Here is a 23,084-nt window from a genome sequence, read left to right on the forward strand (position 1 = left end):
TGAACACCGGAGAGGGGAATCGTGTCGCGAATCCTGATCGTCGAAGATGAGCCCGACGTTCTGCTGCTGCTCGAGAATCGAGTGCGCGGTGCGGGCCACGACGTCCAGAGCGCGAGCGACGGCGAGCGCGGGCTCGAGCTCGCTCTGTCGGAGAGCCCCGACCTCATCATCCTCGACTGGATGATGCCCAAGCTCGACGGCATCGAGGTGCTCGAGCGGCTGCGCGCTGACGAGGTCGGCGGCCGCATCAAGGTGCTCATGCTCACCGCGCGCTCGCAGCAGAACGACGTCGACCGCGCCTTCGCGGCCGGGGCGAACGACTACATCGTGAAGCCGTTCAGCTCGCGCGAGCTCGTCGAGCGGATCGCCATACTGCTCGAGGCCGCCGCGTAGATCGAGGGCTCTGAGCGGCGCGAGCCGAGCATCCGCCCCCTGGCGACGATCAGTCGGCGGAGTCGGAGCGCGCGATGACCGTGCGGTGGAAGTTCTGGAACGACCGCGAGGCGGTCGGGCCGCGCTGGCCCTGGTAGCGGTTGAGGTAGGCGCCCGTCCCGTACGGGTTCTCGGCGGGCGAGCTGAGGCGGAAGAAGCACAACTGGCCGATCTTCATGCCCGGCCACAGCTTGATCGGCAGCGTCGCGACGTTGCTGAGCTCGAGAGTCACGTGACCGCTGAAGCCCGGGTCGATGAAGCCCGCCGTCGAGTGGGTCAGCAGGCCGAGTCGACCGAGCGAGCTCTTGCCCTCGAGGCGCGCGGCGATGTCGTCGGGCAGGCTCACCTGCTCGTAGGTGGCGCCGAGCACGAACTCGCCCGGGTGCAGGATGAACGGCTCGTCGGCCTTCGCCTCGACCAGGCGGGTGAGCTCGGGCTGCTCCTCGGCGGGGTCGATGTAGGGGTACTTGTGGTTGTCGAACAGCCGGAAGAACGAGTCGATGCGCACGTCGACGCTCGACGGCTGCACCATCGCCAGGTCGAGCGGGTCGAGGCCGATGCGGCCCGACTCGAGTTCGGCACGGATGTCGCGATCGCTCAGCAGCATGCGGTCAGCCTATCGACGCGGCGAGGTTCGCTACACTGGAGCAGCACCCTTCGGGCGTGCGACCGGGGATGTAGTTCAATGGCAGAACTTCAGCTTCCCAAGCTGATAGCGCGGGTTCGATTCCCGTCATCCCCTCTCCGCTTCCTCTGCTTCGCCGCCGTTCCTGCGGCGAACGCATCGTTCCGCGAGTCCCGCCCCTGATCGGAGACAGATGCAGCTGACGGATGCTGGGCTCGCGTTCGTGACCGAGCGCCACCTCGGAACGCTCGCGACGGTGGACCGTGACGCGCGCACGCACGCGGTGCCGGTCGGCTTCACGTACCTCGACGGCGTCGTGCGCGTGATCGGCAGCCGGGGGTCGCAGAAGTTCGTCAATGCGCGGCGGTCGGGCCGGGCATCCGTCAGCAGCGTCGACGGCGCGCGCTGGATCAGCTTCGAGGGGCCCGTGCGGGTGCTCACCGATGCGGAATCGGTCGCCCGCGCCGTCGAGCTGTACGCCGCGCGCTACCGCCAGCCGCGCCCGAACCCCGAGCGCGCGGTGCTCGAGCTCACTGTCGAGCGCGTGCTCGGCTCGAGCGGCATGCGCGACGGCCGCGGCTGAGCGCCCGCGTCCGCGCCCGCGTTCTCCTCAGCGCTCCTCGACGAGGGCGAGCTGCGAGCCGTCGAGGTCGACGAGGAACGCCGCGCGCCGACCCCACGCCTGCATCGCGATGGGCGTCAGGCGGGGGATGCCCGTGGTCGACTGGGGGACCCCCGCCGCGGCCATCGCCGCATGAAGCGCATCCAGCTCGCCGACGCGGATGACGCACTGGTGCGCGCTCGCCGTCGGGTCGAGGTCGGCGTGGGGGAAGAACTCGAGCTCGATGCGGCCGCGGCGCACGCGCAGCCACGACTCGTCGTGGTGCACCGCGTGAAAGCCGAAGCGGCCGTAGAACTCGGCCGTCGCGGCGAGATCGCGAGCGGGCAGGGCGGGGTTGGCGCGGTCGGTCATGGTGATCTCCCTCCGGTGACGGCGAGCGTACCCCCGACGCCCGCAGTGCGCGCCGGGTAGCGTGGTCGCGTGCACCTCGCCGACCTCACCGCGAACCGCGCCTTCGCCGTCGGGCTCGGCGCGGCCCACCTGCTGCTCGGGGCGGTCGGATTCGTCGTGTCGTTCGGAACTCCCCCGCTCGACCCCGCCGGCGTGCTCGTCATCGCCTACTTCACCGCGAACCCGCTGCACTCGGTCGTGTCGATGGCCATCGGAGGCGTGCTGATCGTCGCGGGTCTGCGCTCGCTCGCCGCGGCGCGGCGCGTCAACGCGATCATGGGTACGTTCCTGCTGGTGTTCGGCGTCGCCGGCCTCTACCTGATCGGGACCCCCGCCAACGTGCTCGCCCTCACCCCGAGCGACGTGCTCGTGCTCTTCGCCTCGGCCGCGCTGCTGCTTCCCGCGAGCCTCGGCGCCGACCGCGCCGCCGGGGGAGCCGTCGAGAGCGGCTCGGGCGCCGCCCCCGCTGCCTGAGACGCTGCTGAAGGCGGCCATCCGCCGAGAACCCCGCGCCGAATGATGGGCATGACCCAGACGCACCGCGCTCTCGCCGCGCTCGCTCTGCTCGGCGCGAGCGTCGTGCATCTCGCCGTCGCCGCGACCGGCCCGGCATCCGCCGTCGCCATCCTGCTCGGCACCCTCGGCCTCGCGGAGGCCACCGGCGCCGCCGCCGTCGCCCGCGGCGCTCTCGCCGACCATCCGGGGGCACTCGCGGCGCTCCTCGTGCTCCCCGTCGTCGTGCCCACCGGCGCCCTGACGATCGCGAGCGCGCTCGAGCGCCCCGATCTGACTGGCGCCCTCCTGCAGCCGACCCTGCTCGGAGCCGCCCTCCTCGCCTTCGCCGGTGCGCTCGTCGCCGCGAGCGCGGCGCGTCGACTCCGGGCGACGGATGCTCGCACCGAGCAGCCCGTCGGCCCCGGCCGCCCCGGCCGCCCCGCCCGTCAGGCGGCGGTCCTCGTCGCCGCGGCGCTCGTCACCGGTCTCGTCTCGGCTCCCGCCGTCGCGTCGGCCCGACCCGATGTCGTGCCAGGTGGTCCCGTCGCGTCGCTCACGGGCCGGACCGCCACCGAGGCGGACGGCGAGCGTGCCGGCCAGGGGGCCGCAGCGGCCGAGGCGGAGGACGACGCGCCGCGCTTCGCCGTCCCGGTCGGGCACGAGGGTCACGCCGGCCACACGCCCTGACCCCTCCGGCCGCGCCCCGCCGGCGGGGTCGGTCGGCGACTCAGACGGCCTTCTCGACCGCCCGCCCGATGACCGGCTCGACGTCGGCCATGAACCGTCGCACGTCCTCGTCGACGATCACGTCGCTCGGCCGCAGCCCGCGCGTCAGATAGAGGCCCTCGATCGATCGGATGCGCGACAGCGCCACGTACGCCTGACCGGGAGCGAACGCCCGCGGCCCGAGATCGACGATCGCCTGATCGTAGGTCGAGCCCTGCGACTTGTGGATCGTCACCGCCCACGCCAGCCGCAGCGGGAACTGCGTGAACTCCGCCACGACATCGCGCGTGACGCGCTTCGTCGCCGCCGAGTAGGTGTACCGGTACTTCTCCCACACCGCCGGCAGCACCTCGAAGCTCTCGCCCTCGACGTCGACCCACACGGTTTTGCCGATGCGCTCGACGGTGCCGAGCGTGCCGTTGACCCAGCGCGGGGTGCCGTCGCCGCCGGTGTCGTTGCGCAGGAACATCACCTGCGCGCCGATCTTCAGCTCGAGCGTCTCGTCGGCGGGGTAGCCGCCTCGCCCGCCGAACTCGCCCGCGATGTCGGCGCGCGCCGTCTTCGGGGCTCCGGGGAGCCGGCGCAGGGCATCCGTGTTGATGCGGGTGACGGTCGCGTTCGTCGTCGCGAGGGTCAGGATGCCCTCCGTCGGGGCGGGGCGCGCGCCGGCCTCGTTGAGGGCGCGCCCGATCTCCGGCGTGACCTCCCCGTGGCGGACGGCCGAGAGCATCGCGCGGAACGCCTCGTCCTGCTGGCGGTGGATGGTCTGCAGCTCGACTATGCGCAGGTCGGCCTCGCGCCACACCTTCGCGTCGAAGAACCACATCGAGCGGTAGTGGTCGGCGTAGTAGGCGCGCTCGCCCTCGTCGCGGCCCGGCACCGGGGCGAGCTGGTACGGGTCGCCGAAGAGGACCACCTGCGCGCCGCCGAAAGGCTCGTGCGGCCGGCGGCGCGACTGGCGCAGGCGGCGATCGATCGCGTCCATGAGATCGGCGCTGACCATCGAGATCTCGTCGATGACGACGGTGTCGACCTCGCCGAGGAGGCGCGCGAGCTGCGGCGGGTTCTCGAGCTCCTGGTCGGCGATGAGCCCGATCGGCAGCCGGAACAGCGAGTGGATCGTCTGCCCGCCGACGGTGAGCGCCGCCACGCCCGTCGGCGCGCACACGATGACGGTGCGATCGGTCGCGGCGAGGAACGCCTGCAGCAGCGTCGACTTGCCCGTGCCCGCGCGCCCCGTGACGAACACGTGGTCGCGCGTCGACTCGATGAGCTCGAGCACCGCCCGCTGCTCTGCGGCGAGGCCGCCGTCGGGTCGATCGGGCATGCCAGCCAGGGTACTGCGCCCGGGGCGCGCGCCCCGCCCGCACCTAGGCTGATGCGCATGGCGCGGCGGGGGATGCTCTGGGGAGGGATCATCGCCGCCTCCGTCGCGGTCGCCGGGCTCTCGATCGCGGCCGCGGTCGCCGACGCGACGAGCCCGGAGCGCGTCGTCCGCGACTACCTCGCCGCGCTCGCCTCCGACGACCTCGCCACGGCCGCCGCCCTCGCCGGGCTCGACGCGGCCGACCTCGACCGGCTCGGCGGCATGCCTCTCGGCGACTCCGGCCCCGCCGACGTCGCCGAGATCGTCGACGTCGTCGACCTGGCGACGGGCACGCGCATCGTTTCAGCGCGCTTCGGTGAGCGCGGCGTCGATGTCGCCGCGGTGCGCTTCGAGCTCGAGCCCGCGCCGTTCGGGCCGTTCACGCGGTGGGTGCTGAGCGAGCCGCCCCTCGCCGAGCTCGCCGTCGTGGCGGACCGGCACGACGAGCTCGTCGTCAACGGGATGCCGCGCTCAGCCGAGCGCACGGGGGGCGCCGTGCGGGTCGTCGGCTTCATCCCGGCACGACTCGAGGCCGGGATCGCGAGCCCGTACCTCGACGGCGCGACGGTGCGCGCGCGCTTCGGCACGGCATCCGCCGCCGGAGCGCTCGTCGTGGAGGTCGCGCCGTCACCGCGGCTGCAGCGGGCCGTCGAGCGCGAGGTCGAGGCGTTCCTCGCCGACTGCGTCGCGCAGCGCGTGCTGCAGCCGGCCGGCTGCCCGTTCGGCATCGCCGTCCCCGACCGGCTCGTCGAGCCTCCGCAGTGGCGCGTGAGCGTGCCCCCGGTCGTGTCGCTCGTGCCGGGCGCGAGCGCGGGGGAGTGGACGATCGAGGGCGGGGTGACCGTGAGGGTCGCACTGCGCGTCCAGCGGCTCATCGACGGGGTGATCGAGGAGCGCGACGAGGCGGTCGTCGCCGTCGTCCGCGGGGCGGTCGCGGTCGACGACGAGGGGCTCACGATCACGATCGCTCCGCCGGAGGACGAGAAGGGCTAGCGGGATTCGTCGCGGGCGGGCTGACGGAGCTCGTCGCGCGCGGCGCGCTGGGCGAGCATCGCGTTGTACGCCTTGAGCTCGGCGTCGTCGTCGCGGTCGGCCTGCCGGTCGCGCCGCTTCGACTCGCGCGAGTCGTCGCGGCTCCACATGACGGCGACGAGGATGGCGAGGGCGAGGGTTGGGATCTCGCCGACGCTCCACGCGATCTCGCCGCCGCGGATCTGGTCCGCCAGCGGCGTCGCGCCCCACTCGCGGCCCATCGCGCCGAACCACTCCGGCAGCAGCAGGCTCGTGCCGGTGATGAGCGAGAGCCCGAAGAAGGCGTGGAAGGCCATCGTCGCGAGCAGGATCATCAGCCGCACCGGGTACGGCGGGCGGTACGGCGCGGGGTCGACGCCGATGAGCGCGTTGACGAAGAAGTAGCCGCTCAGCAGGAAGTGCAGGATCATCCACTGGTGGCCGAGGTGGTCGCTGACCGCCCACGAGAACAGCGGCGAGTAGTAGAAGACGAGCAGCGACACCGCGAAGATCACCGACGCGACGATCGGGTGGCCGACGATCGACGCGAAGCGCGAGTGCACGATCGCGAGGATCCACTCGCGCGGCCCGCTCGAGCCGTCCTTCCGGACGTGGATCGCGCGCGCCGCGAGCGTCACGGGCGCCGCGAGCACGAGGAGCACGGGGATCCCCATGCTGAGCATCATGTGCCCGAGCATGTGCACGCTGAACAGGTAGCGCTCGTACACCGCGAGGCCGCTGCTGGTGACGACGACCAGGGCGACCATCCCGGTCACCCACAGGATCGAGCGGTGCACGGGCCAGTGGTCGCCGCGGCGGTGCATGCGGATCACGCCGGCGAGGTAGAAGAACGTGCCGAACGCGGCGAGCAGCGCCCACAGGAGGTTGAGATCCCACTCGGTGAGCACGCGCCACGGCTCGAACGGCGGCGGCAGCGGCGCGCCCGTCAGCCACTCGGCGGGCGAGGGGTCGGCGAGCTGGTCGACCGGCACCTCGGGCACCGGCGAGGGGGTCCGCGCGAGGGCCGTCGCGAGGCCGCTCGCGACGCCCATGACGGCGAGCTCGACGACCACGACCGTCCAGAAGGATGCCCGGGGCGCCTGCTCGCGCACGACGCGTCCGATGAGAACGCGCCGGTACGCCGCCCCGAAGCAGCCGAGCGCGACGAGCGCCACGACCTTCGCGATGAGGATGGCGCCGTAGGCGCTCGCAAGTCCGTCGATCCCGCCGACGCGCAGCTGCGCGCTCACGAGCCCGGAGACGGCGACGACGATGAACGCGATCAGGGCGAGGGTCGAGTACCGCGCGAGCACGACCGGCAGCCGGTCGCCGAGCTCGCGACGGAGGAGGACGAGCACCAGGAGCCCGCCGACCCACACGGCGGCGAAGACCGAGTGCAGGTAGACAGCGGTGACGGCGGCGTCGTGGTCGGCGGTGCCGCCCGCGTGACCCTGCTGGGCGACCGGCCACAGCGTCGCGACGGCGAGCACGCCGACGAGCGCGAGCACGCCCTGCGAGCGGGCGGCGAAGCACAGCACGGTGACGGTCGCGGCCATGACGGTCGTCCACAGCCAGGCGCGGCCGATGTCGGTCTCGCCGAAGAACGTCGCGAGCAGGCGGCCGAAGCGCTCGTCGAGCGCGATCGGCTCGAGGAAGACGCTGAGGAAGGTGAGGAAGCCCGCGACCGCGGAGGCGAGGGTCCAGAGCCCCGCCGCGCCGGCGGCGATGTCGAGCGCGCGGTGATGCTCGGGTCGGCCGGGCGCGAGCGCGATGAGGGCGAGCAGCAGGCCGCCGATCGTGGCGGCGGCGGAGAGAGTGAGGACGAGCTTGGCGACGGGGAGTCCGTACCGGACGACGGGCCCCGGGTCGGCGACGAGCGGAGCATCGGCGCCGCCGCCGAGCGCGAGGGCGACGACGAGGGTCAGCACCGCGGTCGTCAGCAGGGCGCCCAGGCCCAGAGCGCCCCAGGGGGAGCCGGCCGTCGCGGCGCGAGCCGACGGGCGCGGTGCGGGCGCCGTGCGGGTCGAGGTCACGCCATAAGGGTAGGCGAGCATCCTGATGCGGCGGTGCGCGGGGGCGGCAGGCCGCAGCCCGCCCGCGAACGCGACGACGGGGGCGACCCGTGCGGATCGCCCCCGTCGTCGGAGACCTGTGCGGTCGGACCTACTTGGCGGCAGCCTTCAGCTTGCTGCCGGCGCTGATCTTCACGCCGTTCGACGCGGCGATCTGGATCGTCTCGCCGGTCTGGGGGTTGCGGCCCTGGCGGGCGGCGCGAGCGGTGCGCTCGACCGAGATCCAGCCCGGGATCGAGACCTTGGTGCCCTTGCCCACGGCGTCGGACAGGACCGAGAACAGGCCGTCGACGACACGGTTGACGTCGGCCTGGCTCAGGCCCGACTCAGCGGCCACGGCGGCGACGAGCTCGGAACGGTTCATGGTGTCCTCCTCGGACGTCAAGTTCGGTGGAACGATCCGTGACCAGGGGATGGCCGCGAACCGCCTCGAAACTAGCACCAGTCCCGCGAGTTTCCGGGCTCATTCGCGGCTCGGGGCGCTGATTCGTCGTCGTTTTCGACGTTTCGAGCCCGATCGGGCGCTCCTGGCTGGGAAAAGCACGAAAGGCGCCCCGCGAGCGGGACGCCTTTCGCTGCCGACGACGCGGCGGGTGAGCCGGTTACCAGCTCGACTTCGTGATGCCGGGCAGCTCGCCGCGGTGCGCCATGTCGCGGAAGCGGACGCGCGAGATGCCGTACTGCTTGAGGTGACCGCGGGGGCGACCGTCGACGGCGTCGCGGTTGCGGACGCGCACGGGCGAGGCGTCGCGGGGCAGCTTCTGCAGGCCCTGGCGCGCGGCCTCGCGCGACTCGTCGGTGCCGTTGGGGTCGACCAGGGCCTTCTTCAGCTCGAGGCGCTTCGCGGCGTAGCGCTCGACGATGACCTTGCGCTGCTCGTTGCGCGCGATCTTGCTCTTCTTCGCCATTTCTTAGCGCTCCTCGCGGAATTCGACGTGCTTGCGGATGACCGGGTCGTACTTCTTCAGCACGAGGCGGTCGGGGTCGTTGCGGCGGTTCTTGCGGGTCACGTAGGTGTACCCGGTGCCGGCGGTCGACCGGAGCTTGATGATGGGACGGACGTCCTGCTGCTTGGCCATTAGATCTTCTCCCCACGGGCCAGGAGGTCCTTGACCACGGACTCGATGCCGCGCGCGTCGATGACCTTGATGCCCTTGGCCGACAGCGTCAGCGTGACGTTCCGGCGGAGCGACGGCACGAAGTACGTCTTCTTCTGGATGTTCGGGTCGAACCGGCGCTTGGTGCGCCGGTGCGAGTGCGAGATGTTGTGCCCGAAGCCGGGAACGGCTCCGGTCACCTGGCAGACGGCTGCCATGGTTCCTCCAAATATTCGGCTACCGTGCGGCGAGCGCCGCACCCAAGGTCACTTGTCGGCACGCTGACACCGCCTGTTCCGTTCGAGTAGCGGGTGAACGGGGCGGAGAGCGCACAGGAAGGGCGAATGATCGCCCGACACAATCGCCCAGCTTACGGCCTGGATGCCCGATCGGCCAAGTCGGAGCAGCGCGCGCACACGCCGAAGATGTCGACGACGTGCTCGGCGCGCGTGAAGCCGTGCTCGGAGGCCGTGCGGCGCGCCCACTCCTCGACCGGCTGGGCCTCGATCTCGACGGTCGTGCCGCAGCGCCGGCAGATCAGGTGATGGTGGTGGCTGCCCGGGGTGCAGGCGCGGTAGAGCACCTCGCCCTCCTGCTGCAGGCTGTCGGCCTCGCCCTCGTCGGTGAGGCCCGTGAGGGCGCGGTAGACCGTCGCGAGCGCGATCGTCGAGCCCGACTCCCGCAGGGCCGCGTGCAGGGCCTGCGCGCTGACGAAGCCGCCCGCGTCGCCGAGCGCCGAGCGCACGGCCTCCTTCTGCCAGGTGTTGCGCTTCACCGCGCCACCTCGGCGAGCGCCGGCGTGCGCGGGCGCCGGCTGGCGCCGCCCTTCAGGCGGCGCTCGAGCAGCCGGCACACGAGGTAGATCGCGAACGAGATCGTCGTGATGTACGGGCTGATCGGCAGCGAGCCGCCGAGCGCGAGCAGGATCCCGCCGACGGCGGAGACGAGCCCGAAGACCATGCTGAGGAGCGGCACGAGCACCGGCGAGGCCGAGACGCGCAGCGCCGCGGCGGCGGGCGTGACGAGCAGGGCGAGCACCAGCAGGGCGCCGATCACCTGCACCGAGACCGCGACCGTCAGACCCAGCAGGACCATGAAAACGATGCTGAGGGTGCGGCCGGGCACGCCGCGCGCGCTCGCCACCTCCGGGTCGAGGCTGTCGAAGGCGAGCGGGCGCCAGATGATGACGAGAGCGACGAGCACGACGACGCTGAGGGCGAGCAGGAGCCTCAGCTGCGGCAGATCGACGCTGATGATCTGACCGGTCAGCAGGCCGAACTTGTTGCCGCTGCGCCCCGGGTAGAGGGCGAGGAAGAGGATGCCGAGGCCGAGGCCGAAGGGCATGAGCACGCCGATGATCGAGTTGCGCTCGCGGGCCCGCGCGCCGAGGACCCCGATGATCGCGGCCGCGATGAGCGAGCCCACGATCGATCCGGCGACGACGTTGACGCCGAGCAGCAGCGCCGCCGCCGCACCCGCGAACGACAGCTCGCTGATGCCGTGGACGGCGAAGGCCATGTCGCGCTGCATGACGAAGACGCCGATGAGGCCGCCGACGACGCCGAGCACGGCCGCGGCGATGATCGAGTTCTGCACGAGCCCGAGCAGCTGCGCGTACGTGGCCCAGTCGACCGTGATCATGCGACCACCTCGTGGTGGTGATCGCCCTCGGGAGCACCCACGACGACGACGCGGCCGTGGGTGCGGATCACGTCGACAGGCGTGCCGTACAGCCCGCTCAGCACGTCGCTGCGCAGCACCTCGTCGGGCGCGCCGATCGTGAAGGCGCCGTGGGCGAGGTAGAGCACGCGATCGACCATGCCGAGGACGGGGTTCACGTCGTGCGTGACGAACACGACCGCGGTCGCGTGATCCCGGCGGCGCGCATCGATGAGCTCGCTCACCCCCCGCTGGTGGTGCAGGTCGAGACTCATGAGCGGCTCGTCGCACAGCAGCAGCGCAGGGTCGTCGGCGAGCGACTGGGCCACGCGCAGCCGCTGCTGCTCGCCGCCCGAGAGGCTGCCGAGGGGCTGGTCGGCGTAGTGGGCGGCTCCGACGGCGGCGAGGAGGGCATCCACCCGTTCGCGGTCGGCGCGCGTCGTGATCGGCGGGCCGTAGCGGTGGCCGTTGACGCCGAGCATCACCAGATCGCGCCCGCGCAGCGGGGTGCCCGGCGCGACGATCTTCTGCTGGGGGATGTAGCCGATGCGCCGGTGACCCCGATGCGCCGGATGCCCGTCCACGAGCACCTCGCCGGCCGCGAGCCGCTGCTCGCCGAGCATGGCCTTGAGCAGGCTCGTCTTGCCCGTGCCGTTCGCGCCGAGCACCGCGATGAACTCGCCCGCGCGCACCTCGAGGTCGAGGCCGCTCCAGAGGGTGCGGGCGCCGAACGCGAGCGCCCCGCCGCGGATGCTGAGCACCGGGGCGAGATCGGTCGACGGGGTCGGAGTCGTCATGCGGGGCTCAGCGCTCCGACGACTCTCTCGATGTTCGCGCGCATCCACGAGAGGTAGTCCTCCCCGTCCGGCAGGGTCTCGACGAACGAGACCACGGGGATCCCGGCGGCGCCGGCCGCCTCGCGCACGCGCTCGGTCTCTGGGCTCGCCGTCTGGTCGTTGTAGGCGAGCAGGACGACCTCGCCCGAGCCGATCAGGTCGAGCGTCTGCTGGAGGGCGAGCGGGGGCACGTCGGCGCCCTCCTCGATCGCCTCGGAGAACTGCTCGGGCGTCTCGTCGTCGAAGCCGAGCTCGGCGAGGAGGTAGTACGGGACGGGCTCGGTCGCGGCGATCGAGCCCCCGCCCAGGGCCGCCGCGGCCTCATCGAGCTCGGTCGCGAGCGCCTCGAGCTCGGTCATCCACGCCGTGAGGTTCTGCTCGTAGACCGCGGCGTTGTCGGCGTCGAGGTCGGCGAGCTCGGTCGCGATCGCGGCGGCGACCTCCTCCATGACGTGGATGTCGTACCAGACGTGCTCGTTGACGCCCTCGACGTGGGCGTGGTCGGCGCCGTCGGCGTGCTCGTCCTCGGCGTGCGCGTCTGCGGAGGCGTCGGCCTCCTCGCCGGCGTGGGCCGCGTCGCCGTGGCCGTGGTCGTCATCGATCCCGGCGATCGTCGCGGCCGTGATGACGGCGGCGTCGGCGCCCGAGCCCTCCAGGAGCAGGTCGATGAAGGGGTCGTAGCCGCCGCCGTTCTCGATGACGAGGTCGGCGCCGGCGATCGCGAGCTGGTCCTGCGCGCTCGCCTCGTAGCTGTGCGGGTCCTGCGCGGGGGAGTCGATGATGCTCGTCACGCTCGCGAGGTCGCCCACGATGGCCGCGGCGATGTCGCCGTAGACGTTCGTCGAGGCGACGATCGAGAGCCCCTCGGTCGAGCCGGTCGGGGCCGGTGCGGCGCAGCCCGTGAGCGCGAGACCTGCGGCGGACGCGACGAGGAGCGCGGGGACGGAGCGGCGGAGCGCGGGCATGAGCCGATGCTAGGACTTACTGAGAACCGTTGTCAAAACGATTCTCAATAAGGATCGCTCGAGTGTCGAGGCGGGTGTCGATACGGGAGGTGGCTCGGCGTGCCCGGCGCCCGCCCCGCGTGCACGTTCTCCGGAGATCCGGTCGCGACGCGGCAGGGCACCCCGGCGCTGCCGGCACGCGGCGCCGGATCTCCGGAGAACGTGCACGCCGTCGCGGTCCGGCGGAGTGCGGGCCCGGAGGCGGGCTCGCCAGGGCGGAGCGGGCAGGCCGGAGCGGGCGGGGCGGAGCGGGCGGGACGGAGCGGGCGGGCCCGACCGGGCGGGCTCGGCGGGCTCCCCGGCGGCGCGGCTACCCTGCGCTCCATGTCGAATCGTCTGGCCATGCTCGCGATGACCGGGCTCCACCGCGTCGTGCTGCGCCTCACCGGCGGCCGGGTCGGCGCCTCGCTCGGGCGCATGCGCGTGATCGAGCTCGTGACGCGCGGCCGGAAGTCCGGCGCGGAGCGCCGGGCCATCCTCACCGTCCCCGTCGTCGAGACCACGGAGGCGGGCGAGACGCTCGTCGTCGTGGCCTCGCGCGGCGGGGACGACCTCATGCCGTCGTGGTACCTCAACCTCGTCGCCGACCCCGAGGTCGGCGTCGCCTCGGCCGCGGGCGGCGATGCGATGCCGTATCGCGCCCGCACCGCGAACGACACCGAGCGGGCACGGCTGTGGCCGCTCGCCGTGCGCGCCTACAGCGGATACGCCGCCTATCAGCGGCGAACGCGGCGCACGATCCCGCTCGTGCTGCTCGAGCCCGAGCCTCAGCGGGACGCGCGACGCGACACGGAGGCCCGCGCGCGGACGGTCGGGGAGGCCGGCTCGGAGCCCGGGAGCTAGTCGAGCAGGAGCGCCGGCTCCTCGATCACGCTCGCGACGTCCGCGAGGAAGCGGCTCGCGACATCCCCGTCGACGACGCGGTGATCGAACGACGCCCCGAGCGTCGTGACGAAGCGCGGACGCACCTCGCCGTCGACGACCCACGGCTTCTGCTTGATCGTGCCGAGCGCGACGATCGCGACCTCGCCGGGGTTGAGGATGGGCGTGCCGGTGTCCATGCCGAAGACGCCGATGTTCGTCACCGTGATGGTGCCGTCGGCCATGTCGGCGGGCTGCAGGCGCCCATCGCGGGCCGTGATCGTGAGCTGCTCGATCGCCTGCGCGAGCTCGCGCAGGCTCATCGCCTGGGCGTTCTTGACGTTCGGCACGACGAGCCCGCGCGGCGTCGCGGCGGCGAAGCCGAAGTTGACGAAGTGGTGGACGATGATCTCCTCGTCCGTCCACGTCGAGTTGACCGTCGGGTTGCGGCGCACGGCCCAGATCATGGCCTTCGCCATGATGAGCATCGGCGAGACCTTGATGCCCGCGAAGTCGGGGCTCGCCTTGAGGCGCTTGACGAACTCCATCGTGCGGGTGGCGTCGACGTCGACGAAGATGCTCACGTGCGGGGCGGTGAAGGCGCTGCGCACCATGCCCTGCGCGATGGCCTTGCGCACGCCCTTGACGGGGATGCGCTCCTCGCGCACCTCCGGCCACTCGGGCGTCTGGATGTTGCGGAACACGCTCGCCTGCGACGCCTGGCGGATGACGTCGTCGCGGGTGATCTCGCCCGCGAGGCCGGTCGGCTGGACGGTCGCCAGGTCGACGCCGAGATCCTTCGCGAGCTTTCGGATCGGCGGCTTCGCGATCACCGGCCCGGCCGAGGCGGCCGGCACGAAGGGCGAGGGGGCGGGGCGGGATGCCACGGCGCTCGTCGCGGCGTCGCCCTCGTGGCGCCCGCCCGCGTCACCGCCCGAGCCCGCGCGCCGGCGGCGGGACGCCACGTGGCCCTTCGCTCCGTACCCGACGAGCACGGCTCCGGGCCTCTCGTCGTGGTCGATGCTCTCGGCGGTGTCGGTCGCGGCGGCCGATACCTCCTCGGCGCGCGCGGCGGACGGAGCGGCGGCCGGAACGGCGGCGGCCGGGGCGGCGGCCGATGGGGCCGCGCCGTCGGGCCGAGCCGCGGAGCCCGCGGACGGCGCGGCGTCGGCGGGGGCATCCGCCCCATCGCGGACGCGCACGATGGGGGTGCCGACCTCGACGGTCTGCCCCTCGGCGACGAGGAGGGCGTCGACGGTGCCCGCGAACGGGCTCGGCAGCTCGACGAGCGACTTCGCGGTCTCGATCTCGCACAGCACCTGGTTGACCGTGATGGTCTCGCCCGGCCGCACGCGCCACGACACGATCTCGGCCTCGGTCAGACCCTCGCCGACGTCGGGGAGCGGGAACTCGGAAACGCTCATGGTGACTCCTGGCTGATCAGTACGAGAGAGCGCGGTCGACGCCGTCGAGGATGCGGTCGACGTCGGGGAGGTAGGCGCCCTCGAGCTTCGCGGGCGGGAAGGGCGTGTCGAAGCCCGAGACGCGGATGACCGGGGCCTCGAGCGAGAAGAACGCGCGCTCGGAGACCGTCGCGGCGATCTCGCTGCCGACGCTCACGCCGCCGGGCGCCTCCTGCGCGACGACGAGGCGGCCGGTGCGGCGCACCGACTCCAGCAGGGGCTCGTAGTCGATCGGGCTCAGCGAGCGGAGGTCGACGACCTCGATGCTCGTGCCCTCCTCTTCGGCGAGCGCCGCCGCGTCGAGCAGCATGCTCACCATCGCCCCGTGGCCGACGACGGTGACGTCGGTGCCGCGGCGCACGATGCGGCTGGCGTGGAGGGCCAGCCCCGAGGCGTCGAGGTCGACGGGCCCCTTGGGCCAGTAGCGACTCTTCGGCTCGAAGAACAGCACGGGGTCGTCGCTCGCGATCGCCTCCTGGATCATCCAGTACGCGTCGTGCGGCGTCGCCGGGCTCACGAGGCGCAGGCCCGGGGTGTGGGCGAAGTAGGCCTCGGGGCTCTCCTGGTGGTGCTCGACGGCGCCGATGTGCCCGCCGTACGGCACCCGGATCACGACGGGCATGCGCAGCGAGCCCTCGTGCCGCGCGGTGAGCTTCGCGAGCTGGGTCGTGATCTGGTCGAAGCCGGGGAAGATGAAGCCGTCGAACTGGATCTCGCACACCGGCCGGTAGCCGCGCATCGCGAGCCCGATCGCGGTGCCGATGATGCCCGACTCCGCGAGCGGGGTGTCGATGACGCGGTGCGCGCCGAAGTCGCGCTGCAGATTCTCGGTCACGCGGAAGACGCCGCCGAGCGGCCCGATGTCCTCCCCCATGAGCAGAACCTTCTCGTCGGCCGCGAGGGCGGCCGCGAGGCCGGCGTTGAGCGCCTTCGCCATCGGCATCGTGCGCACGCCGCCGCCGGTGATGAGGGATGCCGCGCTCGCGCCGGCCGCGTCGCCGCTGGTCGCGTGCGCGGTCGCGCTCGTCGTCGTGCTCACGGCGGCGGAGGCGTCGAGCGTGTCGGTCATGCGTCTCCTCCGAAGGCGGCCTCGTAGCTGCGCAGCCACTCGCGCTGGGTATCCATCACCGGGTGCTGCTCGCTGTAGACGTGGGCGAACATCGACTCGGCCGTCGGCGGCTCGAGGGCGAGGGTGCGGCGGCGGGCGTCGGCGGCGAAGTCGGCGGCCTCGGCGGCGACCTCGGCGAAGAACTGATCACTCGCGCCGCGGCCCCGCAAGTAGGTCTCGAAGCGAGCGATCGGGTCGCGGCGGCGCCACGACTCGACCTCGTCGTCGGCGCGGTACTTGGTGGGGTCGTCGCTCGTGGTGTGCGCGCCCATCCGGTAGGTGAGCGCCTCGATGAAGCGCGGCCCCTCACCGGAGCGCGCGGCGTCGAGGCTCTCGAGGGTCACCGCGTAGCTCGCGAGCACGTCGTTGCCGTCGATCTGCACGCTCGGGATGCCGAACCCGGCCGGTCGGTGGAAGAGGGGCGTGCGCGACTGCACGCTCACGGGCACCGAGATCGCCCAGTGGTTGTTCTGCAGGAAGAACACCTGGGGCGTGGCGTAGCTCTGCGCGAAGACGAAGGCTTCGTTGACGTCGCCCTGGCTCGTGGCGCCGTCGCCGAAGTAGACCATGACGGCGGTGTCGCGGGTCTCGTCGCCGGTGCCGACGAGCCCGTCGAACTGCACGCCCATCGCGTAGCCGGTCGCGTGCAGGGTCTGCGACCCGATGACGAGCGTGTAGAGGTGGAAGTTGCCGACCTCCTCCGGCACCCAGCCGCCGTGGCTGAGGCCGCGGAGCATGGCGATGATCTGCACGACGTCGAGGCCGCGGATGTGGCCGACGGCGTGCTCGCGGTAGGCGGGGAAGATGTGGTCCTGCGGGCGGGCGGCGTAGCCGGAGCCGACCTGCGCGGCCTCCTGCCCGAGGCTCGGGATCCACAGCGCGAGCTGGCCCTGGCGCTGCAGGTTGCCGGCCTCGATGTCGAAGGCGCGGATGACCGTCATCGTGCGGTGGAAGCTCTGCAGCAGGCTCTCGTCGAGGCCGTCGACGACGGGCCGGTACCGCTCGGCGCGCTCGCTGTCGACGAGTCGGCCGTCGGGCGCGAGGAGCTGCAGGGTCTCGGCCGTGTGCGACATGGAGTCCACTCTAGGCGCGGGCTGGGGCACCCGCTCAGAGGGTGCGGACAACCTCGCCCGCGATCCGCAGGAGGGTGGCGACAGATCCGGCTTCGCCGATCGAGACGCGGATGCCCTCCGGAGGGAAGGCGCGGGCGATGATGCCAGCCTCGGCCAGGAGCTCGGCGACCGCGGCCGTGCGCTCGCCCGTCGCGAGCCACACGAAGTTGCCCTCGCTCTGCGGGATCGCCCAGCCCTGCGCGCGCAACGCGTTCACGACCTCGTCGCGGCGGTCGGCGAGCTCGGCGACGTGGCCGAGCAGCTCGTCCTCGTGGTCGAGCGCGGCGAGGACGGCCGCCTGCGCGGCGCCGGTGACGGAGAGCGGGATCTGCGTCGCGCGGGCGGCGTCGATGATCGGGCGATCGGCGATCGCGTAGCCGATGCGGAGGCCGGCGAGACCGTAGGCCTTGGAGAAGGTGCGGAGGATGACGAGGTTGGGCCAGCGGCGCACGAGGCACGCGCCGTCGACGGCCCCGTCGGCCCGGACGAACTCGGCGTACGCCTCGTCGAGGAGCACGAGGAGGTCGGCGGGCACGGCGGCCATGAAGCGCTCGAACTCGTCGGCGCCGACCGCGGGGCCGGTCGGGTTGTTCGGGCTGCAGACGATCACGAGCCGCGTGCGATCGGTGACGGCCGCGGCCATCGCGGTCAGATCGTGCCGCGCGTTCTCGTCGAGCGCCACGGGCACGCCGACGGCGCCGGCGACCGTGATGAGGCCGGGGTAGGCCTCGAAGCTGCGCCAGGCGTGGACGACCTCGTCGCCCGCGCCGGCCGCCGCGGAGATGAGCTGGGCGAGGATGCTGACGGATCCGGCGCCGACGATGATCTCGTCGGCGGTGACCCCGTGGCGTGCGGCGAGGCGCTCCCGGACGCCGAGCGCCGTCGCATCCGGGTACCGATTGGTCGTGGCGGCCGCCTCGGCGATCGCGGCGAGGACGGCCGGATGCGGCGGGGCGGGGTTCTCGTTGCTGGAGAGCTTGAACGCGTCGGCGGCCGCCGGGCGACCCTGGCGGTAGGGCTGCATCGCGACGATCTCGGGGCGCAGGCGCACGGTCGGCGCGGGGACGGTCGGCGCGGGCTCGGTCACGCTGTCAGGATACGGCGCGGGCGGCCCGTTCCTGCTGGCGAGGGGCGGCCGCGCGGGGCATAGTGGGCTCATGAAGCGATTCGTCGTGCGCCTGATCATCAACTCGGTGGCCCTCTGGCTCACCACGCTCATCGTCGCGGGCGTCTCGGTCGAGTCGTACGCGCCGGACGACACGCTCGCCACCGTGCTGACGTACCTGCTGGTGGGTCTCATCTTCGGCGTCGTCAACGCGGTCATCGGCAACTTCATCCGCATCGTCGCCTTCCCCGTGTATCTGCTCACGCTCGGTCTCATCGCTCTCGTCGTGAACGCGCTCCTCCTGCTGCTCGTCGCCTGGATCTCCGACCTGATCGGCTTCGGCCTCTCGGTCGACGGCTTCTGGTGGGGCGTGCTCGGCGCGGTCGTGCTCGGACTCCTGAGCTGGCTCATCGGAGTCCTCCTGCGCCCGATCGTGGGTCGCAACCGCTGAGCCGGCGCGCGGTGTAGCTGAGCGCGTCGCCCGTCGCTCCGTCGCGGCCGTCGGGCAGCCGCGCGATGGTCTCGCTGAGCAGCGGTGCACCCGAGGCGTCGACGCGGGCCGCGGTCTCGCGGTAGGCGTCGATCGCGTGGCCCGCGAGCACCGGGTCGCCCTCGCGCCACCCCTCGCCCCTCGGGGCCGTCACGACGACGGCGTTGGTGATCTCCTGCGGGCCGCCCAGCGCGGTGACGGGATCGTCGTCGTGGGCGACCACCACCGCGGGGTAGTCGCCCGTGACGGGAATCCCCCCGGTCGGCGCGCCGACGGTGACGAGGCCGGAGGTCGCGTACTCCCCCGACTCGGCCATGAGTGTCGCGATCGCCGCGCCCTGCGAGTAGCCCGTGAAGACCACGGGCGATGTCGGACCCGCGCCCGCGTCGGCGAGCGCCTGCCTCACCGCCTGCAGCGAGGAGGAGTCGTGCTCGGCGATGAGGGCGATGTTGCTCGACATGTCCCACGGATGCTCGCCGCCCTCGACGAGCGGTGATCCGTCGGCCGCGGAGCCCGCCGTGCCGGCGATGTAGACCTCGAAGCGGTCGCCGCCCGGCGCCGGGTAGCGCTCGATGCGCACGGGCTGGGCGGAGTCGGGGATGCGGGCCACGCGATCGGCGATGCCGAGGGGCGCGGCGACGGCGACCGGCGGCGCGGCCCGCGCCACGGCGGCGGGGGCTCGGCCGCGGTCGCCGGAGAGCAGGCCGACGCCGAGCACCGCGCCCGCCGTGCGCGCCACCGACCCCGACCCGCTGGCGCGGTACGCGGCGAGCATCGCCGGAGGCACGCCGAGCGCCCCGAGCACGGCGTCGTCGACGGAGGTGGCGAGCAGGCGCAACGCCTCGGTGGTGGCGGGGGAGTCGAGGAGCGTGCCGGCGAACCGCTCGACCCCCGCCGTCGAGCTGCGCGACAGCGAGTCGCGCGAGGAGGCCGGCAGGAGCATCCACGCACCCGCTGCGAGGGCGACCACGGGAAGGACGGAGGGCAGGAGGCTCAGCCCGAGGCGCCCGGCGAGGAAGCCGACGGTCGAGGCGACGGGCGCGATGGCGCCCTCGAGCCACGAGCGCGCGCGGGACTCGGCCCACCCGTAGCCGTCGACGGCCGTGCGGAGGGCGCCGCCGAGCAGCTCCAGAGCCTCGGACTCGCGACCCAGCGCCGCGGCGGCCTGCGCGAGCTCCGCGCCCGTGCCGTTCCAGCGGTCGCCGGGCGTCGCCGCGGTGAGCGGGTCGAGCCGCCGCGCCGCGGTCGCGCACGTCACCGAGCTCCGGCGCAGCCGTTCGAGCGAGACGAGCAGGTGCTCCGAGGCGACGGCGGTCGAGCCGCCCCCGCCGATCAGCAGCGCGTCAGCCATTGCCCGCCCCCGGGAGCGCGCTCGTCGCCGCCCGTCGCTCGGCCTCCATGCGGGCGAAGGCGAGGGCCTGCGAGGCGAGATCGAGCGATCGGCGAGCGTCGACGAGTCCGCGCAGGCGGCCCTCCACGGCGCGCGCGTAGGCCCGCGCCGCGGGGCCGCGCCACTGGTCGTCGTGGGCGGTCGCGCCCACGAGCGACATGACCGTCTCGACCTGCGCGGCGACGGCGTGGACGACGAGCTCGCGATGCCGCAGCTCGGCCGCCTGAGCGGTCAGCTGCGCGGCGTTCGGATCGGCGTTCGGCAGGGGCGGGTGCGCCACGGGGGCCCTCCTTCGACTCGTGGGGGTCATCAGGATGCGGGAGGCGCCCGTCCGCGGCGGCGTCGCGGGCGCGGTCGGGGCATCCCCTCGCCGTCACGCGGGCTGTGGAGGAGCAGGAAGTGGGGGATGATGGGGGCATGAGCTTCGACCGGGACCTCGGCGTGCCCGGCGTGTTCCGCATCTGCTTCGTGTGCACCGGCAACATCTGCCGCTCGCCCATGGCGGAGGCCGTGTTCAAGGAGCTCATTCGCAAGCGCGGCTGGGAGCACCTCGTCTCGGTGCGCTCCGCGGGCACGGGCGAGTGGCACGTGGGCGAGTCGAGCGACCCGCGCACGCTCGCGGCCCTCCGCGCGCGCGGCTACGAGGGCGACGTGCACCGCGCGCGCCAGTTCGAGAGCCGCTGGTTCACCGACCTCGACCTCATCATCGCCTTCGACCGCACGCACGAGCGGATCCTCAAGACCTGGGCGCCCGACGACGACGCGCGCAGCAAGGTCCACCTGCTGATGTCGTTCGACCCCGCCCACAACGAGGCGCAGCTGGACGTGCCCGACCCGTACTACTCCGACGCCGCGATGTTCGACACGGTGCTCGGCATGATCGAGCGGGCGTGCACCGCTCTGTTCCGCCAACTCGAACCCGGAATCCGACAGGGAGCCCCATGAGTCTCGCCCCGCAGCCCCTCAGCCCGCTCGACGGCCGCTACCGCGACCAGGTCTCCGCGCTCGGCGAGCACCTCTCGGAGGCCGGGCTCAATCGCGCGCGCATCCAGGTCGAGGTCGAGTGGCTCATCCACCTCACCGATGCCGGGTTGTTCGAGGCGCCGCGCCTGACCGATGAGCAGAAGGCGAGCCTCCGCGAGCTCGTCACGGGTTTCGGGCAGGACGACATCGACTCGCTCGCGCGCCGCGAGGCCGTCACCCGCCACGACGTGAAGGCCGTCGAGTACCACGTGCGCGACCGCCTCGCCGCGCTCGGCCTCGAGTCGATCGCCGAGCTCACCCACTTCGCGTGCACGAGCGAGGACATCAACAACCTCTCCTACGCCCTCACGGTGCGCGCGGCGATCGTCGACGTGTGGATGCCCCGGGCGCGCCTCGTCGTCGCCGCCCTGCGCGAGCGGGCGCTCGCCTTCGCCGACGAGCCGATGCTCGCGCACACCCACGGCCAGCCGGCGACGCCGACGACGATGGGCAAGGAGCTCGCCGTCACCGTGCACCGCCTCGAGCGCCTCCTCGCCTCGATCGACGAGATCGAGTACCTCGGCAAGTTCTCCGGCGCGACCGGAACGTTCTCGGCGCACCTCGCCGCCGACCCCGACCACGACTGGGTCGCGACCTCACGGGCCTTCGTCGAGGGCCTCGGCCTCACCTGGAACCCGCTCACGACGCAGATCGAGTCGCACGACTGGCAGGCCCAGCTCTACAGCCGCGTCGCGCACGTCGGCCGCGTGCTGCACAACCTCTGCACCGACGTGTGGACGTACATCTCGATGGGCTACTTCCGGCAGATCCCGCAGCCGGGCGCGACGGGCTCGTCGACGATGCCGCACAAGATCAACCCGATCCGGTTCGAGAACGCCGAGGCGAACCTCGAGCTGTCGGCCGCCGTGCTCGACTCGCTCGCCGCGACGCTCGTGACCTCCCGCCTGCAGCGCGACCTCACCGACTCGTCGGCGCAGCGCAACATCGGCGTCGGCCTGGGGCACTCGATGCTCGCGCTCGACAACATCCTCAAGGGTCTCGGCGAGATCGATCTCGATCGGGATGCCCTGGCGCGCGATCTCGACGGCAACTGGGAGGTGCTCGGCGAGGCGATCCAGACCGTCATCCGCGCCGAGGTGACCGCCGGGCGCAGCTCGATCGCGGACCCGTACGCCATGCTCAAGGAGCTCACGCGGGGCCACCGCGTCGGCGGCGAGGAGCTGCGGGCGTTCGTCGACGGCCTCGACATCTCCGACGCCGCGAAGGCGCGGCTGCGCGAGCTCACCCCGGCGAGCTACGTGGGCGTCGCGGGCGAGCTGGCCCGTCGCGTCGCGCGCTGACGCGGGACACGGTCAGCGGGCATCCGTCGCCGGTCGCGCGGTGAGCGCGCCGGTTCGCGATCGCGACCCGTCAGTCGTGCGGGGTGTCCGGCGGCAGCTCGCCGTCCATCGGCTTGTTGGGCGTGATCGCGAGCATGAGCATCGAGATCGCGATGAGGTCGATGACGAAGGTCGCGCCGAGCACGATCGCGGCGAAGGCGAGGTCGCGCGTGACGGCGAAGATCGTGCCCCCGGCGAAGAGGGCGATGATGCCGGCGAAGCCGAGGAGCTCGGCGGGGCGCAGGCGCTCGCGACGACGGGGTTCGGTCATGACGGGGAGTGCTCCTTCTGCGAGGCGCCCCGGGTGAGGCTGAGCGCGGCGATGACGAGGAAGACGCCGACGAGGATCGCGTAGGCGCCGAGGAACCCGACGGCCGAGATCGAGTCGGCCACGATCGCGAGGACGACGGCGAGGACGAGCGTGGCGCCGCCGACGACGATCGCGTCGCGAGCGAACGGGTGGTGGGTGCGGTGGCGGATGCCCCACACGAGCTCGACCGCGCCCGAGAGCACGGCCCACCCGCCAGCGATCACCAGCAGGAAGGGCAGGCCGGCGTCGAGTCGCAGCAGCGCGAGCGCTCCGGTCACGAGGGCGAGGCCGGCGAGCATCGCGTGCAAGCCGCGGAGCGGCTCGTCGCGGGGGAGCCCGAGCGCGGGAAGGCCGACGGCGGCGCCGAGGGCGGCGCCGAGCAGCCCGAGCGCGAGGAGGCCCAGGCGCGGGGAGTGGTCCGCGGTGAAGGTGATCACGAGGCCCGCGATGAGGAGCGGCGCGGCGCGCAGCAGGACGGCGCGGGCGATCGCGCGCGGTTCGGGGGAGGCGGCCGACGCCATGGGGTCCTTCCGGCGAGGAGCGAGTG

At 72.9% G+C, this 23,084-nt stretch carries 29 protein-coding genes and 1 tRNA gene; 10 read left to right on the forward strand and 20 right to left on the reverse strand.

What is annotated here, in order from left to right:
- The first annotated feature begins 21 nt into the window (after positions 1–21).
- The gene (locus tag ASC54_RS02545) at positions 22–393 is read left to right on the forward strand and encodes a response regulator transcription factor (RefSeq protein ID WP_235451366.1); all 372 of its coding nucleotides are present in this window, start codon (positions 22–24) and stop codon (positions 391–393) included.
- Positions 394–442: 49 nt separating this feature from the next.
- Here ASC54_RS02545 and dcd read toward each other — a convergent pair whose 3' ends face one another.
- Positions 443–1,039 carry a dCTP deaminase gene (gene dcd, locus ASC54_RS02550; RefSeq protein WP_055857779.1) on the reverse strand — a complete coding sequence of 199 codons (597 nt, stop codon included), beginning with the start codon at positions 1,037–1,039 and terminating at the stop codon, positions 443–445.
- Positions 1,040–1,103: 64 nt separating this feature from the next.
- Between dcd and ASC54_RS02555 the strand changes: the two genes are divergently transcribed.
- Positions 1,104–1,174 (forward strand) — tRNA-Gly (locus tag ASC54_RS02555).
- A 76-nt stretch (positions 1,175–1,250) separates the two neighbouring features.
- Positions 1,251–1,640 carry a pyridoxamine 5'-phosphate oxidase family protein gene (locus ASC54_RS02560; RefSeq protein WP_055896486.1) on the forward strand — a complete coding sequence of 130 codons (390 nt, stop codon included), beginning with the start codon at positions 1,251–1,253 and terminating at the stop codon, positions 1,638–1,640.
- Positions 1,641–1,667: 27 nt separating this feature from the next.
- Here the strand turns inward: ASC54_RS02560 and ASC54_RS02565 are convergent, their stop codons facing one another.
- Entirely contained in the window at positions 1,668–2,030 is a 363-nt protein-coding gene (locus ASC54_RS02565) for a VOC family protein (RefSeq protein ID WP_055857775.1), read from the reverse strand.
- Positions 2,031–2,099: 69 nt separating this feature from the next.
- Between ASC54_RS02565 and ASC54_RS02570 the strand changes: the two genes are divergently transcribed.
- Both ASC54_RS02570 and ASC54_RS02575 read left to right on the forward strand, forming a co-directional pair.
- Positions 2,100–2,543, forward strand: coding sequence for a DUF4383 domain-containing protein (locus ASC54_RS02570; protein WP_055857774.1), 444 nt, complete (start codon positions 2,100–2,102; stop codon positions 2,541–2,543).
- 51 nt (positions 2,544–2,594) lie between these two features.
- Positions 2,595–3,251: a hypothetical protein gene (locus ASC54_RS02575; protein ID WP_055857771.1), complete on the forward strand. Its 657-nt coding sequence runs from the start codon at positions 2,595–2,597 to the stop codon at positions 3,249–3,251.
- Positions 3,252–3,291: 40 nt separating this feature from the next.
- Here ASC54_RS02575 and ASC54_RS02580 read toward each other — a convergent pair whose 3' ends face one another.
- On the reverse strand, positions 3,292–4,617 hold the full coding sequence (locus tag ASC54_RS02580; RefSeq protein WP_055896488.1) for an ATP-dependent RecD-like DNA helicase: 1,326 nt from the start codon (positions 4,615–4,617) through the stop codon (positions 3,292–3,294).
- Positions 4,618–4,674: 57 nt separating this feature from the next.
- Between ASC54_RS02580 and ASC54_RS02585 the strand changes: the two genes are divergently transcribed.
- A complete protein-coding gene (locus tag ASC54_RS02585; protein ID WP_055896491.1) occupies positions 4,675–5,649 on the forward strand; it encodes a hypothetical protein in 975 nt (324 codons plus the stop codon).
- Here ASC54_RS02585 and ASC54_RS02590 read toward each other — a convergent pair.
- From ASC54_RS02590 to ASC54_RS02630, 9 genes are all read right to left on the reverse strand, one after another.
- A complete protein-coding gene (locus ASC54_RS02590; RefSeq protein ID WP_055897889.1) occupies positions 5,646–7,625 on the reverse strand; it encodes a cytochrome c oxidase assembly protein in 1,980 nt (659 codons plus the stop codon). The two genes, ASC54_RS02585 and ASC54_RS02590, sit on opposite strands and share 4 nt — an antisense overlap.
- Before the next feature lie 205 nt (positions 7,626–7,830).
- The gene (locus ASC54_RS02595) at positions 7,831–8,103 is read right to left on the reverse strand and encodes an HU family DNA-binding protein (protein WP_055857765.1); all 273 of its coding nucleotides are present in this window, start codon (positions 8,101–8,103) and stop codon (positions 7,831–7,833) included.
- 238 nt (positions 8,104–8,341) lie between these two features.
- Complete coding sequence (gene rpsN, locus ASC54_RS02600) at positions 8,342–8,647, reverse strand: 30S ribosomal protein S14 (protein ID WP_055857764.1); 306 nt, start codon at positions 8,645–8,647, stop codon at positions 8,342–8,344.
- A 3-nt stretch (positions 8,648–8,650) separates the two neighbouring features.
- The gene (gene rpmG, locus ASC54_RS02605; RefSeq protein WP_055857761.1) at positions 8,651–8,818 is read right to left on the reverse strand and encodes a 50S ribosomal protein L33; all 168 of its coding nucleotides are present in this window, start codon (positions 8,816–8,818) and stop codon (positions 8,651–8,653) included.
- Positions 8,818–9,054, reverse strand: a complete 237-nt coding sequence (gene rpmB, locus ASC54_RS02610; RefSeq protein WP_055857759.1) for a 50S ribosomal protein L28 — start codon at positions 9,052–9,054, stop codon at positions 8,818–8,820. The genes rpmG and rpmB overlap by 1 nt, the downstream gene beginning before the upstream one ends.
- A gap of 152 nt (positions 9,055–9,206) precedes the next feature.
- Positions 9,207–9,611, reverse strand: a complete 405-nt coding sequence (locus ASC54_RS02615) for a Fur family transcriptional regulator (protein WP_055896494.1) — start codon at positions 9,609–9,611, stop codon at positions 9,207–9,209.
- Positions 9,608–10,477 (reverse strand): metal ABC transporter permease, encoded by an 870-nt coding sequence (locus tag ASC54_RS02620; RefSeq protein ID WP_055896496.1) that lies wholly within the window; start codon positions 10,475–10,477, stop codon positions 9,608–9,610. The genes ASC54_RS02615 and ASC54_RS02620 overlap by 4 nt, the downstream gene beginning before the upstream one ends.
- Positions 10,474–11,292, reverse strand: coding sequence for a metal ABC transporter ATP-binding protein (locus ASC54_RS02625; RefSeq protein ID WP_055896499.1), 819 nt, complete (start codon positions 11,290–11,292; stop codon positions 10,474–10,476). The genes ASC54_RS02620 and ASC54_RS02625 overlap by 4 nt, the downstream gene beginning before the upstream one ends.
- Positions 11,289–12,296 (reverse strand): metal ABC transporter solute-binding protein, Zn/Mn family, encoded by a 1,008-nt coding sequence (locus ASC54_RS02630; protein WP_055896501.1) that lies wholly within the window; start codon positions 12,294–12,296, stop codon positions 11,289–11,291. The genes ASC54_RS02625 and ASC54_RS02630 overlap by 4 nt, the downstream gene beginning before the upstream one ends.
- A gap of 363 nt (positions 12,297–12,659) precedes the next feature.
- Between ASC54_RS02630 and ASC54_RS02635 the strand changes: the two genes are divergently transcribed.
- Positions 12,660–13,178, forward strand: coding sequence for a nitroreductase/quinone reductase family protein (locus ASC54_RS02635; RefSeq protein ID WP_082514802.1), 519 nt, complete (start codon positions 12,660–12,662; stop codon positions 13,176–13,178).
- On the opposite strand, the gene ASC54_RS02640 is transcribed toward ASC54_RS02635, so the two are convergent.
- The 4 genes from ASC54_RS02640 to ASC54_RS02655 form a co-directional block, all read right to left on the reverse strand.
- Complete coding sequence (locus ASC54_RS02640; protein ID WP_055896504.1) at positions 13,175–14,620, reverse strand: dihydrolipoamide acetyltransferase family protein; 1,446 nt, start codon at positions 14,618–14,620, stop codon at positions 13,175–13,177. The genes ASC54_RS02635 and ASC54_RS02640 overlap by 4 nt on opposite strands.
- Positions 14,621–14,636: 16 nt before the next feature.
- Positions 14,637–15,602, reverse strand: coding sequence for an alpha-ketoacid dehydrogenase subunit beta (locus tag ASC54_RS02645; protein WP_055897891.1), 966 nt, complete (start codon positions 15,600–15,602; stop codon positions 14,637–14,639).
- A 122-nt stretch (positions 15,603–15,724) separates the two neighbouring features.
- Positions 15,725–16,840, reverse strand: a complete 1,116-nt coding sequence (locus ASC54_RS02650) for a thiamine pyrophosphate-dependent dehydrogenase E1 component subunit alpha (protein ID WP_055896507.1) — start codon at positions 16,838–16,840, stop codon at positions 15,725–15,727.
- Positions 16,841–16,874: 34 nt separating this feature from the next.
- Positions 16,875–17,903: a histidinol-phosphate transaminase gene (locus ASC54_RS02655; RefSeq protein ID WP_055897894.1), complete on the reverse strand. Its 1,029-nt coding sequence runs from the start codon at positions 17,901–17,903 to the stop codon at positions 16,875–16,877.
- Positions 17,904–18,036: 133 nt separating this feature from the next.
- Here ASC54_RS02655 and ASC54_RS02660 point away from each other — a divergent pair, with 133 nt between their 5' ends.
- Positions 18,037–18,435 (forward strand): phage holin family protein, encoded by a 399-nt coding sequence (locus tag ASC54_RS02660; protein WP_055857748.1) that lies wholly within the window; start codon positions 18,037–18,039, stop codon positions 18,433–18,435.
- Here ASC54_RS02660 and ASC54_RS02665 read toward each other — a convergent pair.
- Both ASC54_RS02665 and ASC54_RS02670 read right to left on the reverse strand, forming a co-directional pair.
- Positions 18,392–19,825 (reverse strand): hypothetical protein, encoded by a 1,434-nt coding sequence (locus tag ASC54_RS02665; RefSeq protein ID WP_055857746.1) that lies wholly within the window; start codon positions 19,823–19,825, stop codon positions 18,392–18,394. The genes ASC54_RS02660 and ASC54_RS02665 overlap by 44 nt on opposite strands.
- Positions 19,818–20,144: a hypothetical protein gene (locus tag ASC54_RS02670; RefSeq protein ID WP_055857744.1), complete on the reverse strand. Its 327-nt coding sequence runs from the start codon at positions 20,142–20,144 to the stop codon at positions 19,818–19,820. Before ASC54_RS02670 ends, ASC54_RS02665 begins: the two co-directional genes overlap by 8 nt.
- Positions 20,145–20,281: 137 nt before the next feature.
- Between ASC54_RS02670 and ASC54_RS02675 the strand changes: the two genes are divergently transcribed.
- Positions 20,282–20,809 (forward strand): low molecular weight protein-tyrosine-phosphatase, encoded by a 528-nt coding sequence (locus tag ASC54_RS02675; RefSeq protein WP_055857742.1) that lies wholly within the window; start codon positions 20,282–20,284, stop codon positions 20,807–20,809.
- Positions 20,806–22,188, forward strand: a complete 1,383-nt coding sequence (purB, locus tag ASC54_RS02680; protein ID WP_055896510.1) for an adenylosuccinate lyase — start codon at positions 20,806–20,808, stop codon at positions 22,186–22,188. The genes ASC54_RS02675 and purB overlap by 4 nt, the downstream gene beginning before the upstream one ends.
- 70 nt (positions 22,189–22,258) lie before the next feature.
- Here the strand turns inward: purB and ASC54_RS02685 are convergent, their stop codons facing one another.
- Both ASC54_RS02685 and ASC54_RS02690 read right to left on the reverse strand, forming a co-directional pair.
- Positions 22,259–22,498, reverse strand: a complete 240-nt coding sequence (locus tag ASC54_RS02685) for a hypothetical protein (protein ID WP_055857737.1) — start codon at positions 22,496–22,498, stop codon at positions 22,259–22,261.
- Positions 22,495–23,058 (reverse strand): hypothetical protein, encoded by a 564-nt coding sequence (locus tag ASC54_RS02690; RefSeq protein WP_055857735.1) that lies wholly within the window; start codon positions 23,056–23,058, stop codon positions 22,495–22,497. Before ASC54_RS02690 ends, ASC54_RS02685 begins: the two co-directional genes overlap by 4 nt.
- Positions 23,059–23,084: the final 26 nt, after the last annotated feature.

Source organism: Yonghaparkia sp. Root332, from assembly GCF_001425665.1.
GTDB lineage: Bacteria > Actinomycetota > Actinomycetes > Actinomycetales > Microbacteriaceae > Microcella.

Coding starts and splice junctions, on each gene's coding strand:
- rpmB (WP_055857759.1), bottom strand. CDS start 9,054: ATGGCAGCCGTCTGCCAGGTGACCGGAGCCGTTCCCGGCTTCGGGCAC.
- ASC54_RS02650 (WP_055896507.1), bottom strand. CDS start 16,840: ATGTCGCACACGGCCGAGACCCTGCAGCTCCTCGCGCCCGACGGCCGA.
- ASC54_RS02690 (WP_055857735.1), bottom strand. CDS start 23,058: ATGGCGTCGGCCGCCTCCCCCGAACCGCGCGCGATCGCCCGCGCCGTC.
- ASC54_RS02655 (WP_055897894.1), bottom strand. CDS start 17,903: ATGCAGCCCTACCGCCAGGGTCGCCCGGCGGCCGCCGACGCGTTCAAG.
- rpmG (WP_055857761.1), bottom strand. CDS start 8,818: ATGGCCAAGCAGCAGGACGTCCGTCCCATCATCAAGCTCCGGTCGACC.
- ASC54_RS02585 (WP_055896491.1), top strand. CDS start 4,675: ATGGCGCGGCGGGGGATGCTCTGGGGAGGGATCATCGCCGCCTCCGTC.
- rpsN (WP_055857764.1), bottom strand. CDS start 8,647: ATGGCGAAGAAGAGCAAGATCGCGCGCAACGAGCAGCGCAAGGTCATC.
- ASC54_RS02595 (WP_055857765.1), bottom strand. CDS start 8,103: ATGAACCGTTCCGAGCTCGTCGCCGCCGTGGCCGCTGAGTCGGGCCTG.
- ASC54_RS02565 (WP_055857775.1), bottom strand. CDS start 2,030: ATGACCGACCGCGCCAACCCCGCCCTGCCCGCTCGCGATCTCGCCGCG.
- ASC54_RS02640 (WP_055896504.1), bottom strand. CDS start 14,620: ATGAGCGTTTCCGAGTTCCCGCTCCCCGACGTCGGCGAGGGTCTGACC.
- purB (WP_055896510.1), top strand. CDS start 20,806: ATGAGTCTCGCCCCGCAGCCCCTCAGCCCGCTCGACGGCCGCTACCGC.
- ASC54_RS02580 (WP_055896488.1), bottom strand. CDS start 4,617: ATGCCCGATCGACCCGACGGCGGCCTCGCCGCAGAGCAGCGGGCGGTG.
- ASC54_RS02620 (WP_055896496.1), bottom strand. CDS start 10,477: ATGATCACGGTCGACTGGGCCACGTACGCGCAGCTGCTCGGGCTCGTG.
- ASC54_RS02685 (WP_055857737.1), bottom strand. CDS start 22,498: ATGACCGAACCCCGTCGTCGCGAGCGCCTGCGCCCCGCCGAGCTCCTC.
- dcd (WP_055857779.1), bottom strand. CDS start 1,039: ATGCTGCTGAGCGATCGCGACATCCGTGCCGAACTCGAGTCGGGCCGC.
- ASC54_RS02630 (WP_055896501.1), bottom strand. CDS start 12,296: ATGCCCGCGCTCCGCCGCTCCGTCCCCGCGCTCCTCGTCGCGTCCGCC.
- ASC54_RS02645 (WP_055897891.1), bottom strand. CDS start 15,602: ATGCCGATGGCGAAGGCGCTCAACGCCGGCCTCGCGGCCGCCCTCGCG.
- ASC54_RS02675 (WP_055857742.1), top strand. CDS start 20,282: ATGAGCTTCGACCGGGACCTCGGCGTGCCCGGCGTGTTCCGCATCTGC.
- ASC54_RS02625 (WP_055896499.1), bottom strand. CDS start 11,292: ATGACGACTCCGACCCCGTCGACCGATCTCGCCCCGGTGCTCAGCATC.
- ASC54_RS02635 (WP_082514802.1), top strand. CDS start 12,660: ATGTCGAATCGTCTGGCCATGCTCGCGATGACCGGGCTCCACCGCGTC.
- ASC54_RS02560 (WP_055896486.1), top strand. CDS start 1,251: ATGCAGCTGACGGATGCTGGGCTCGCGTTCGTGACCGAGCGCCACCTC.
- ASC54_RS02665 (WP_055857746.1), bottom strand. CDS start 19,825: ATGGCTGACGCGCTGCTGATCGGCGGGGGCGGCTCGACCGCCGTCGCC.
- ASC54_RS02660 (WP_055857748.1), top strand. CDS start 18,037: ATGAAGCGATTCGTCGTGCGCCTGATCATCAACTCGGTGGCCCTCTGG.
- ASC54_RS02575 (WP_055857771.1), top strand. CDS start 2,595: ATGACCCAGACGCACCGCGCTCTCGCCGCGCTCGCTCTGCTCGGCGCG.